We start from the raw sequence: 12,107 nt of genomic DNA, 5'->3' as shown, positions 1-12,107 counted from the left end.
GGCCCTACACCGAGGCGCCCGCCCTGCCAGGCGGCCGGGGGCGTGGCGGGGGCGGGAAAAGGCGCGCGGGGTGCGCCCCCCCCCCCCCCCCCCACCGCTACTGATCGGTACCGTCCACGGGAACAGCGGATGCCGATCCCGGTACACGGGATGACATCGCCACCTTGAGGCCGCCCGCCCGCACACGACAGGGGACATTGATGTTCCGCAAGGTATTGGTCGCCAACCGGGGCGAGATCGCGATCCGCGCCTTCCGCGCGGCGTTCGAGCTCGGCATCTCCACCGTGGCCGTTTTCCCCTACGAGGACCGCAACTCGCTCCACCGGGCCAAAGCCGACGAGGCCTACCAGATCGGCGAAAAGGGCCACCCGGTGCGGGCCTATCTCTCGGTCGAAGAGGTGATCAAGGCCGCGCGCAAGGCCGGTGCCGACGCCATCTACCCCGGATACGGCTTCCTGTCGGAGAACCCCGACCTCGCCGCCGCGTGCGCCGAGGCCGGGATCACCTTTGTCGGCCCTCCCGCTTCCGTACTCCATCTCACCGGGAACAAGTCCCGCGCGGTGGCGGCCGCCCGCGAGGCCGGGGTTCCCGTACTGAAGTCGTCGGAGCCGTCCACGGACGTGGAGACCCTGCTCGGCGCGGCCGACTCCATCGGGTTCCCGGTGTTCGTCAAGGCGGTCGCCGGCGGCGGCGGGCGGGGAATGCGGCGCGTCGCCGAGCCCGGCGAGCTGCGGGAGGCGATCGACGCTGCGATGCGCGAGGCGGAGTCGGCGTTCGGCGACGCCACCGTCTTCCTGGAGCAGGCCGTCATCAACCCCCGCCACATCGAAGTGCAGATCCTCGCCGACGCCAGCGGGAACGTCGTGCACCTGTACGAGCGTGACTGTTCGCTGCAGCGCCGCCATCAGAAGGTCATCGAGATCGCGCCCGCGCCGAATCTCGACCCGGAACTGCGCGCGCGTATCTGCGCCGACGCCGTCGCGTTCGCCAAGCACATCGGATACGTCAACGCGGGGACCGTGGAGTTCCTGGTCGACGAGCGCGGCAACCACGTCTTCATCGAGATGAACCCGCGTATCCAGGTGGAGCACACGGTCACCGAGCAGGTCACCGGACGGGACCTGGTGATCGGTCAGCTGCGGATCGCCGCAGGGAAAACACTTCCGGAACTGCGCCTGACGCAGGACGACATCGTCCTCACGGGCACGGCCCTGCAGTGCCGTATCACCACTGAGGATCCCGCCAACGGTTTCCGTCCCGACACCGGCACCATCTCCGCGTACCGTTCCCCGGGCGGCCCCGGTGTACGGCTCGACGGCGGCACCGTCCACACCGGCGCCGAGGTGTCTGCCCACTTCGACTCAATGCTGGTCAAGCTGACCTGCCACGGCCACGACTTCGCCAACGCGGCCCGTCGCGCACGGCGTGCGATCGCGGAGTTCCGTATCCGCGGAGTCGCCACCAACCTGCCCTTCCTGGGCGCCGTGCTCGACCACCCCGGCTTCCGCGAAGGCCGCATCACGACGAGCTTCATCGCCGACCATCCGGAACTGATCCGGGCGCGCCCCTCGGCCGACCGCGGAAGTCGCATGCTCACGTATCTCGCCGAGACGACAGTCAACCGTCCTCACGGCCCGCGTCCCCAGGTCATCGACCCGGCCGCCAAGCTCCCTCCCGCCTCACTCGGCAGAGCATCCGCCGAAGGCTCCCGGCAGCGCCTCGCGGCGCTCGGCCCGGAGGCGTTCGCAGCCCAGCTGCGTGCGCAGCGGGCCGTCGCGGTGACGGACACGACCTTCCGCGACGCGCACCAGTCCCTGCTCGCCACCCGGGTGAGGACACGCGACCTGCTGGCCGTCGCCCCGCATGTCGCTCGCACGGCACCGGAGCTGCTGAGCCTGGAGTGCTGGGGCGGTGCCACCTACGACGTGGCCCTGCGCTTCCTCGCCGAGGATCCCTGGGAGAGGCTCGCGGCCCTGCGGGAGGCGGTGCCCAACATCTGTACGCAGATGCTGCTGCGTGGGCGCAACACCGTCGGCTACACGCCTTACCCCGTCGAGGTGACCGAGGCCTTCGTCGCCGAGGCAGCGGCGACCGGCATGGACATCTTCCGGATCTTCGACGCGCTCAACGACGTCTCGCAGATGCGTCCCGCCATCGATGCCGTCCGGTCCACCGGCACCGCGCTGGCCGAGGTCGCCCTGTGCTACACCGCGGACTTGTCGAACCCGGCCGAACAGTTGTACACGCTCGACTACTACCTGCGCCTCGCGGAGCAGATCGTCGAGGCCGGCGCGCACGTACTGGCCATCAAGGACATGGCCGGCCTGCTGCGGCCGCCCGCTGCCCGCACCCTGGTGACCGCACTGCGCGAGCGCTTCGACCTTCCGGTCCATCTGCACACCCATGACACGGCGGGCGGACAGCTCGCGACGCTGATCGCCGCCATCGACGCGGGCGTCGACGCCGTCGACGCCGCCGTCGCCTCGATGGCGGGCACCACCAGCCAGCCTTCCTTGTCGGCGCTCGTGGCGGCTACCGACCACACCGAGCGCGCGACCGGCCTCTCGCTCGACGCGGTCGGAGGCCTCGAGCCGTACTGGGAGGCCATGCGCAAGGTCTACGCGCCGTTCGAGTCGGGGCTCGCCTCGCCGACCGGGCGCGTCTACCACCACGAGATCCCCGGCGGACAGTTGTCGAACCTGCGTCAGCAGGCCATCGCGCTCGGCCTCGGCGACCGCTTCGAACTGATCGAGGACTGCTACGCCGCCGCCGACCGGATGCTGGGCCGGCTGGTCAAGGTGACCCCCTCCTCCAAGGTGGTGGGAGACCTCGCCCTGCACCTGGTCGGAGCCGGCGTACAGGCGGCCGACTTCGAGTCCGACCCCGGCAAGTTCGACGTTCCGGACTCGGTGATCGGATTCCTGCGCGGCGAACTGGGCGACCCGCCCGGCGGCTGGCCCGAGCCGTTCCGTACCCGCGCACTGGAGGGCCGCCCTGCGCAGGCCGAGACACCGACTTTGTCGGACGAGGACCGCGAAGGACTGGGCCGGGAGCGGCGGGCGACGCTGAACCGGTTGCTGTTCCCCGGCCCCACCAGGGAGTTCGAAGCCCACCGCGAGGCCTATGGCGATACGTCAGTTCTGCCCACGCAGGACTTCTTCTACGGTCTGGAACCGGACACCGAGCACACGGTCACGCTCGGGGCCGGTGTCACGCTTCTGATCGAGCTGGAGGCGATCTCCGAGGCCGACGAGCGGGGCTTCCGTACGGTGCTGGCCACGCTCAACGGCCAGTTGCGCCCGGTGTCGGTGCGGGACAAGTCCGTCGCCACCGAGGTCAAGGCCGCTGAAAAGGCCGACCGCGGCAACGACCGGCATGTCCCCGCGCCGTTCGCCGGTGTCGTGACACTCCAGGTGGAGGAGGGCTCTACGGTGTCGGCGGGTCAGACGGTGGCCACCATTGAGGCAATGAAGATGGAGGCTTCCATTACTGCCCAGTGCGACGGCACGGTCGCGCGATTGGCGATTGGAAAGATCCAGCAGGTCGAGGCGGGCGATTTGCTCATCGAGATCGGCTGACGTCCGCTCGCGCGGGTGTACACGGCCGGCCCGGGTGAGTCCCTGGGCCGGCCGTACGCCCCCCATCGCTGCGTCTCGGGTGCCAATGCTGACCTTTTGTTGGCCCTGAATGTTTGAGCGGTCCGACCTGCACGGACACGCGAAGGTTGCGCTACGCGAGTGCGTTGACCTGGCGCTATGGGCACTGGCCTCGCACTCGAAAGGTGTGAGTGTCGGGGCCCTTTGCCCGGCGTGTGGAACCGGCGGCCATCAAGCGAGATCCAGCCCCCCGCCCATGTCGGAGATTCGTTTGGCGCACCAGCGCCCGCTCATCCACTTCCGACCTGACCGCCCGGGTACGGCCGCGACGCGGAGTTCTCCGGCGGGCCGGCCCGACAGCCCGTCAGGGTAACCCCGGTCACTCAGGCGGCGGGGCGAGATCACCGCGTAAGGAAAGGAGCAAGGCCGCCGCTGCCGCTGCGAGCGACTCAGGTGCGGAAGTTCCCGCGCAGACTCCCGTCAACGCCTGACTTCTGTGGTGCACAGGCGGCGGATGCCGCGTTCCGGGCACGGCGGGGAGACGCGCGGTCTAGCCGGGCCGAGGTTGATCAGTGGGACCCGTCGTGCGGCCGATCCGTCCGTCCTCACACGCGATAGAGGAATCGCCCACTTCGGTGTGCTGGCTAAGGCGGACAGGGCCGCGCGCGAACGCCGCGGCGCGGAAGGAACGTCCACACGAGTTGTCCTCGCCAGCGAGCAGGGCCGGCGCATGCATACGTGTACCCGAAGGCCCGGTCTGTCTCTCGTTGGGCAGCCGGTCGGCGCGGCGTCAGGGCGACTCGTCGTACACCACCGACCACGGACGGGGCGGCCCGTCCGGCGAGCGCGGGCCGTCGTCGCGGCGCAGCGATGCTGCCGTACGGTCGCGGGCGAGCACGCCGGCCGCGAGTTCCGCGAAATGCGGGGCGGCCGGATGGGCGGACCGGCCGGCGGGCCAGGCCCCTGTGGTCCGCTGGGTGAGGGGGCGGTCGGCCAGTGGCCGCCAGACGACGCGGGGCTCCTTGCGGGCCACCGGCCCCTGGTCGAAGGCGAGGCCGTGGCCCGCGTGGACGAGGGCCAGCACGAACTCGGGGTTGGAGGCGTGCCGCAGGCGGCCGGGCACGAAGCCCTCGGCCCGGCAGGTGTCGAGGATCCGGTCGTACCAGCCGGGCGCCTGGGCACGAGGGAAGAGCACCAGGTCGTGGCCGGCCAGTTCGGCGAGCGCGACCTCGGGGAGCCGGGCCAGCGGTGAGGTTCGGGGCAGGACGACGCCGAGTTCCACGCACACCTCCGCGCCGAGGCGGAGGTCGGTGGCGTCCACGGGCTGGTGGACGAGGCCGACGTCGAGCCCACCGGAGGCGAGCAGCCGCAGCTGTTCCTCCGTAGTGATTCCCTGGAGGTCGACGGACAGGCCCGGGGAGTGCTCCGCGCACGCCGAGAGCAGCGCGGAGAGCGTGGTGACCGTGGTGTCGGGGGGCACGCCCGCGCGCAGGGTGCCCAGGCCGCCGTCCCCGGCGCGGCGGGCGAGCGTCCGTAACCGCTCCTCGCGGGCGAGGAGTTCGTGAGCCTCGTCCAGCAGCACCATGCCGGCGGCGGTCAGCCGGACCTGGCGGTGCGATCGGTCGAACAGTTCGACGCCGAGGTCCTTCTCCAGTCTGCGTACCGCCTGGCTCAGCGGTGGCTGGGCCATGCCAAGCTGGTCGGCGGCCCGGCTGAAGTGCAGCTCGTCGGCGACGGCGACAAAGATGCGCAGGTGGCGCAAGAGATCCACAGCCAGGGACCTTACGTGAGGGGCGAACCGATGGTCGAGGAACAGATCCGCGAGGTTTTCGCGGGGGCGGGTGCCGAGGGGGTACTGCATGCGGTCCCCGTCGGCACGGGGCCGGGTGCCGAGGAGGTGGTGGTCGGCGCGGACGAACCGGTCGTGATCGCCTCGGTCTTCAAAGTGCTGCTGGTCCTGGAGTTCGCGCGGCAGGTGGCCGCCGGCCAGCTCGACCCCCGGGAGCGGGTGCGGGTGACGGCGGCCGACCGGCTCGGCGGCTGGGGCACGGCAGGCTGCGCGGACGACGTCGAGCTGTCGCTGCGCGATTTGGCGTTCTTCGCGATCTCGGTGAGCGACAACTCGGCGGCGGATCTGCTGCTGGCACGGGTCGGCCTGGACACGGTGCGGCTTCTCGCGGCGGAACTCGGGCTCGGCGGGACCCGGATCGTGGGCGGTCCCCGTGACGTACTTCAGTCGATGCTCGCCGAGGTGGGCGCACGCGACGAGGCGGAGTTCGCCCTCCGCTACCCGGCTCTGCCGGACGAGCGAAAGACACGGCTGAGCGTGCTGGATCCGCTCCGGACCAATGCCAGCACGCCCCGCGAGATCACCCGGCTGCTACGTCTCGTCTGGCGGGACGAAGCGGGCCCTCCTGAGGCGTGCGCCCAGGTACGTGAGCTGATGGCGCGTCAGGCCTTCCGGCACCGGCTCGTGTCGGGTTTTCCCGACGACGTGACGGTCGCGGCGAAGACCGGCACCCTGCCCGGCTTGCACATGGAGGCGGGGGTCGTCGGGTATCCCGACGGCGGCCGCTACGCGGTCTCCGTCTTCGCCCGCACGCGGGAGCTCGCCGCCTCGCGTCCGGCGGTGGACGCCGCGATCGGTGTCACGGCCCGGATCGCCGTCGACTTCCTGCGCAGTAAAGGGCTCTGACCTGCACTCATATGCTTTCGAGTATCGGAACTCCAGAATTTTGATCTTGGACGGCGCGGGTCATGTCCTGATCTCCTGACACCATGAGCGACGACACAGACACACAGCGCCCGAAGCGGCGCGTCCAGGGGTTCGGCCGGCGTGCGGTGCTGCGGGGCGCCGCGCTCGGCGCGGCCGCCCCGCTGCTTCCCACCACGACCGCAGCCTCCGCGGCGGCGCCCCGCAGGGCCCCGGCGGCCGGTTCGGCGTCCTTCCGCTGGCTGGGCACATCCGGCTGGCGCATCGACGTCGACGGCCGGACGGTGCTCTTCGACCCGTACGTCACCCGGTTCAAGACCGGCCTGTTCGACGGAGGCTTCAAGCCGGGTACGAGGCTGAGGTCCGACCCCGAGCTGGTACGGGAGTACGTCGGCCATCCCGAGATCGTCCTGGTCAGCCACTCCCACTGGGACCACGTCGCCGACGTGCCCCTCATCGCCAAGTCCACCGGCGCCCGGGTCGTCGGCACGGAGACCACCTTCCATCTGCTGGTCGCGTTCGGTGTCGACCCGGGACAGATCTCGGTGGTGAAGGGTGGCGAGGTGCTCGACTTCGGCGGGCTCACGGTCGAGGTCGTGTCGAGCCTGCACAGCCGCAACAAGCGGCACTCCTACTTCGCCCCGGGCACGCTGAACACGCCGCCGGCGGCTGCCCCGAGGACCATCTCCGACCTGCCGGAGGGCGACACGCTCGCCTTCCAGGTGACGACCGGGAGCGGCGGGCCGTCGGCGTTCCTGATGGGCGCCAGCGACTTCTCCGAGCGGGCCGTGCAGGGCCTGAGCCCCGATCTCGCGATGGTCGCGGTGCCGTCCAGCGCCTCTACGTCCCGCTACGTGCCCCGGTTGCTGCGGGCACTGGGCCGGCCCGGCGTCGTCGTGCCCGTGCACTGGGACAACTTCGAGGAGCCGCTGAGCGAGCCCCCGCGCCGCGACCCGGTGATGGACCTGGACGCGTTCACCGCCCAGGTCCACCAGGAGTCTCCGACGAGCCGGGTCGTCGTCCCGGACTACCGCACCACGTACGGCGCAGACATGCGACCGAATCCCTGACGGACGTGCCCGCCGCAGGTGGGGCCGGTGCGGCCCGGGCGCGCTCCGCCCCAGGGCCGTGGCGTGGTTCCCTGGTGCAATCGGTGCCGCCGCTGGTCGTACTCGTCGCCGACCTGGCCGCCTAGGGGCTGCCCGGTCTGGACCCCCGGGCCGTGCGGCGGAAGGCGGTCCGGTAGGCGCTCGGGCGGTGGCCGGTGTGGCGGGTGAAGAGGGCGGCGAAGGTGCCGGGGTCCTGGTAGCCGACGGCCGCTGCGACGGCGGCGACCGTGCGGTCGGTGGTCTCCAGCAGGTGGCGGGCGCGGCGGACCCGGGAAGCCTGCAGATGGGCCAGCGGGCTGCGCCCGGTCTCCTCGGCGAAGCGGCGCAGCAGCGTGCGGGTGCTGACCTGGAAGGCGTCCGCGAGCGCGGTGAGGTCGTACCGCTCAGTGAGGTTCTGGTCGAGCCGTCGCATGACCCGTTGGGAGAACTCCCGGCCGGGTCGCGGAAGGAGCCGCGGGTCGACGTAAGGGGTCTGGTCGGTCCGCGCGTAGTCGACAAGCGCCAACCGTGCGGTGGTACGAGCCACCCGGGCGCCGTCATGCCGGCGGATCAGGTCCAGCGCGAAGTCGTACATGGCACTGAAGGCGGCCGTGGTCGTCACCCCCGCGTCAGTGACGACCAGGTACTCGGGCCGCACGTCGGCGTCCGGGCAGCGCCTGGCCAGCTCGTCGGCGTACAGCCAGGAGGTGGTCGCCCTGCGCCGGTCGAGGAGCCCGGCCTCGGCGAGCAGGAACGCGCCGACGCAGAGGGAGACGACGGCGGTCCCGGCGGCGGCCTGCGCACGGATGGTCGCGATCTCGGGACCGAGGCGGGCGAGCCGCTTGTCGAGGTCCGTGTCCGGGCGCAGCTCGAACCCGGGGACCACAAGGACGTCGACCTCGCGCAAGGGACGCACGTCCAGGCGCGCGCCGCCCGAGGCGGTGACCCGGCGGCGGGGCGAGACTACCGACACTCGATAGCCGGGCGCGTCCGGTCCGGCGACATGCCCGGCCATCGTCAACAGGTCGGGCACGCCGAACACTTCGGACGCGAAGCAGTCCGCGTACGCCAGGACACCGACACGCAGCGCACTCGGCCCGGCGCCCGGGCCCCCACGTCCCTCGGCCTGTCGCATCGCCTCAGCCATCGCTCCCGTACCCCTTGGTCTCCCGGCCACGGCCCGCCTCGCGTACCGCTCGGCCTCCTCACTTGTGGCGAGATTACCCCTGGTGTTGGCGATCCCGCCCCTCACCCGACGGCCGGCTCCGGGACCAGGCTGGCCTCATGAGCGACGACGATCCGATGACCGGCTTCACCCGCCGAAGCGTGGCTGTGGAGGGGGTGGAGAAGACTGTGTACGTAGCCGGGGCCGGGCCCGCGGTCGTGGTGCTCCCGGAGATGCCGGGCATCAGCCCCGACGTCCTGCGGCTCGCGCGCTGGGTGCGGGAGGCGGGCTTCACCGTCCACGTGCCTTCCCTGTTCGGGACGGACGGTGCCTTCCCCACGGTCGAGGGTGGCCGGGAGGTCGTCCGCCGCGCCTGTGTCAGCGCCGAGTTCCGCGCCTTCGCCGGTGGCGGCACCAGCCCGGTGACGGTCTGGCTGCGCGGCCTGGCGCGCGAGGCCCACCGGGCGTGCGGTGGGCCGGGGGTGGGGGCGATCGGCCTGTGCTTCACCGGCAACTTCGCCCTCACCATGGCCCTGGAGCCGGCGGTGATCGCCCCGGTGGTCAACCACCCGTCGCTGCCGCTCGACGACCCCGGTGGACTCGAACTCGACGCGGCGGACGCGCGCGCGTTGCGCGAACGGGTCGACCGCGACGGCCTCACCGTCCTCGCCTACCGCTTCAAGGGCGACCGCTGGTGCACGGGGGAGCGCTTCGCCGCCTACCGAGCGCTGCTCGGCGACGCCTTCGACGGGCGTGTCCTCCCGGACAGCGCCGCCAACGTGGCCCCGCCGCCATTTTTCGCCGATCTGGTCGGCACCCCGCACAGCGTCGTCACCGCCCACCTCGTGGACGAGGCCGGGCACCCCACAGTCCGGGCCCGCGACGAAATCCTCGCCTTCCTTGCCGACCGCCTGCACCCACAAGGGAGCCGGCCGCTGCGCGCGACCTGACGCGCGCCCCGGACGGCCGGGCTCGCCGTCGACGCCTTAACCAGCAAGTCCCGAGCCGCTAGGGAACCCCGTAGCCAGCTCGTCCGCGACGGCATATGGACGTGCCCCTACTCCCCCATCCCGACGGCCTACCGGAGCACCACCTACAACGCCACCGGATGCGGCGGCCTCGGCGCGTGGCTCACCGTGCGCGTCTGACTCGGTGTCACACACACGCCCCTGCCCTCTGCCGGGCACCGAGGGTTTGGAGAGGTGCAGGCCACCGTCGCCCCGGCCTCCGCGCGTCAGGGGCGCAGGCCAGTGTCTGCGAGGGCGACCGCGCTGAGGGTGGCGATGACCTCCTGGTCGCCCCGGCGCCAGGCGTCGGCGAATCCGCCGGGCGGGGTGGGCAGCTTGACGAGGGCGGCCGGCGGGCCGGTGAGGGCGCGCAGGGCGAGCAGGTCGGCACCACCCGGCGCGTCGGCGAGACGGCGGACGATCGTGCTGCGGCGCATCCAGAGAAGGCGCGGAGGGAGCCACAGAACCAGGATGAGCAGCACGAGGATGACGATGAGAGCCGTGGTCGTCACGTCGGCGACCTGGGTGACGGTCTCCTGAAGGGATGCGCCGGCGTCCGCGAAGCCGGCACTGGCGTCGGCTGCGGACTGAAGCGGCTTGTTCAGAACGTCGCCGATGAGCGGTACGTCCGACGCCGCGTCCCCGGCCTTGCCGAGTTCCTCGGCAAGGCCGTCTCCGGAGCTCTCAACCTTCCGCCCCGGTTCGGCCAGCATCATGATGGTGTCGCGGACGAAGAATGCCGCCCACACCGCGAGTGCGATCAGGGCCACAGCGATCAGGTCCACGAGCACCTGGCAGTTCCGGCGGGCGGGGGTCTGGGCGTAGATGCGCAACGGCGGGCTCCTGTTCTGTTCAGAACGTCGAAAAGAATTGGCCGTCCCGCCAGCGACTCGGCCGGCCGGTTGTCGGGGTCAACTCTTCCACTGCGTTCCCCGGGCAAACGTGCAAGACGCAGACCATGGCCAACCCGGCGCCACAGCAGCCGCGACGCACCGTGCTCTGGGACCCGCCCCGGCCCCGGAGCGGGACTTCCCCGGTTCGCTGGGCGTACTGCTGCGAGAGGAGATGCTGGGCAACTGTCTGTCCCACTGCGTCGGCACCGTCCCGTTGCCGCCGGCGTCGGCGAGCGGTCTGAACCGTGTCCTGCAGGCGCTGTGGTAGTTGATCACGGCATGAAGAAGTCACCCTCACGCATCATCGCCGTCACGGCACTCACCGTCGGCGCAGCCCTTGGCTCCGTGGCCCCCGCGCAGGCGGGGGTCGTCGACGGTGCACTCAACAACCTCGCCGCCCTGGACTCCGTCAACGTCTTGGGGTCGCTCGTCAACAGCACCCTCTCGGATGCATCGAACAACAACGCGAACACGAAGACGCAAGGCAAGGCGAACAACAGCATCCACCACTGAGCGCCCGCCCGACGGAGCCCCCGCGCTGGTCGCGCCGGGGGCTTCGGTCCGTACGGCTGATACCCGGCCGCTTCGTCTTGCTCTTGAAGAACCGCCCAGCACGCAGGCCACGCGGACATCATCCGCGTGGCTGTGTATGGAGCCAGCGCCACCGCTCAGCGGTGATCGGCAACGGTCGAAAGCCGGTCACAGGACACTGGAAGGCGCCGCGAGTTGCCGCGACGGGTTCGTGACGACGTAACACGACGCCGTGATCCACAGGAAAGATCGACTGCGTTGTGCCCTCGGTCGTCCATGCCCACTGCTCCGATCGCGCAGGAGCGGTGACGTCACTCATGCCCCTGAGGGACCATGCCGCCTTCGGCAGGCCGCACCTCACCGGGCCGGGACTCTTCCGGAGCTCCGCCCACGGGTAGCGAGGTTGTGACAGGCGACTGGTCCGGCACGGTGCCGGAGCGCCCTCTGCTTGTCGGGTACGCCGAGTCCCGTCGCGGACCGGGAAGCGCGGACCGACACCCTAGGCTGCACCCTGCACACGTCTCGACCCAGGAGCACACCTCATGTTCGATCCCCATCAGCAGCACCCGTACCCCGACGCCCTTCGGCCGGACGCGGCGCCCGCGCCGCACCCAGTGCTCGCACCCCTGCTCGGATTTCTGGGCACCTGGGTGGGCCGGGGTCGCGGCGAGTACCCCACGCTCGCCGAGGACTTCGCGTACGCACAGGAGGTCACCTTCAGCCATGACGGGCGGCCCTTCCTCCACTACGAGACCCGGGCATGGCTACTGGACGGGGACGGCGAGCCGCTGCGGCCGTCGGCACGGGAGAGCGGCTGGTGGCGGCTTCAGCCCGACGGGCGGGTGGAGGCACTGATCACCCAGCCCACCGGCGTCGCGGAGATCTCCGTGGGCAGCGCGGCCGACGGCGTGGTCGACCTCACCACCCATCAGGTGGCTCTCACACCCAGCGCCAAGCAGGTCGACGCCACCCGCCGCCGCTACACCCTGGCGGACGAGGGCACCCTCACCTACGTCCACGACCTCGCGGCGGTCGGGCAGCCCTTGCAGCACCACCTGTCGGCACAGCTGCGACGGGGAGCGGGAAGCTAACCACCGAATGGTGAGCACAGTCC

At 71.2% G+C, this 12,107-nt stretch carries 9 protein-coding genes; 6 read left to right on the top strand and 3 right to left on the bottom strand.

Features of this window, described 5'->3' with window-relative positions; all coding sequences use genetic code 11:
* Positions 1-200: 200 nt before the first annotated feature.
* Positions 201-3,578, top strand: a complete 3,378-nt coding sequence (locus ACWGH0_RS14685; RefSeq protein WP_453404522.1) for a pyruvate carboxylase — start codon at positions 201-203, stop codon at positions 3,576-3,578.
* Positions 3,579-4,386: 808 nt separating this feature from the next.
* Here ACWGH0_RS14685 and ACWGH0_RS14680 read toward each other — a convergent pair.
* Positions 4,387-5,358, bottom strand: a complete 972-nt coding sequence (locus tag ACWGH0_RS14680) for a LysR family transcriptional regulator (RefSeq protein WP_453404548.1) — start codon at positions 5,356-5,358, stop codon at positions 4,387-4,389.
* Positions 5,359-5,397: 39 nt separating this feature from the next.
* Here ACWGH0_RS14680 and ACWGH0_RS14675 point away from each other — a divergent pair, with 39 nt between their 5' ends.
* Entirely contained in the window at positions 5,398-6,291 is an 894-nt protein-coding gene (locus tag ACWGH0_RS14675) for a serine hydrolase (RefSeq protein ID WP_453404547.1), read from the top strand.
* 83 nt (positions 6,292-6,374) lie between these two features.
* Positions 6,375-7,379 carry an MBL fold metallo-hydrolase gene (locus ACWGH0_RS14670; protein ID WP_453404521.1) on the top strand — a complete coding sequence of 335 codons (1,005 nt, stop codon included), beginning with the start codon at positions 6,375-6,377 and terminating at the stop codon, positions 7,377-7,379.
* A 121-nt stretch (positions 7,380-7,500) separates the two neighbouring features.
* Here ACWGH0_RS14670 and ACWGH0_RS14665 read toward each other — a convergent pair whose 3' ends face one another.
* The gene (locus tag ACWGH0_RS14665) at positions 7,501-8,544 is read right to left on the bottom strand and encodes a GlxA family transcriptional regulator (RefSeq protein ID WP_453404520.1); all 1,044 of its coding nucleotides are present in this window, start codon (positions 8,542-8,544) and stop codon (positions 7,501-7,503) included.
* Positions 8,545-8,681: 137 nt separating this feature from the next.
* Here ACWGH0_RS14665 and ACWGH0_RS14660 point away from each other — a divergent pair, with 137 nt between their 5' ends.
* On the top strand, positions 8,682-9,512 hold the full coding sequence (locus ACWGH0_RS14660; protein ID WP_453404519.1) for a dienelactone hydrolase family protein: 831 nt from the start codon (positions 8,682-8,684) through the stop codon (positions 9,510-9,512).
* Between the two features lie 284 nt (positions 9,513-9,796).
* Here the strand turns inward: ACWGH0_RS14660 and ACWGH0_RS14655 are convergent, their stop codons facing one another.
* Positions 9,797-10,402, bottom strand: coding sequence for a hypothetical protein (locus ACWGH0_RS14655; protein WP_453404518.1), 606 nt, complete (start codon positions 10,400-10,402; stop codon positions 9,797-9,799).
* Positions 10,403-10,741: 339 nt separating this feature from the next.
* On the opposite strand from ACWGH0_RS14655, the gene ACWGH0_RS14650 reads away from it, so the two are divergent.
* Together ACWGH0_RS14650 and ACWGH0_RS14645 are read left to right on the top strand one after the other, a co-directional pair.
* Positions 10,742-10,975, top strand: a complete 234-nt coding sequence (locus ACWGH0_RS14650; RefSeq protein WP_453404517.1) for a hypothetical protein — start codon at positions 10,742-10,744, stop codon at positions 10,973-10,975.
* Positions 10,976-11,535: 560 nt separating this feature from the next.
* Entirely contained in the window at positions 11,536-12,084 is a 549-nt protein-coding gene (locus ACWGH0_RS14645; protein WP_453404516.1) for an FABP family protein, read from the top strand.
* Positions 12,085-12,107 lie beyond the last annotated feature (23 nt).

The sequence above is a fragment of the Streptomyces sp. NPDC054887 genome (assembly GCF_053610585.1).
This window is presented reverse-complemented; position numbering and strand designations above follow the sequence as displayed.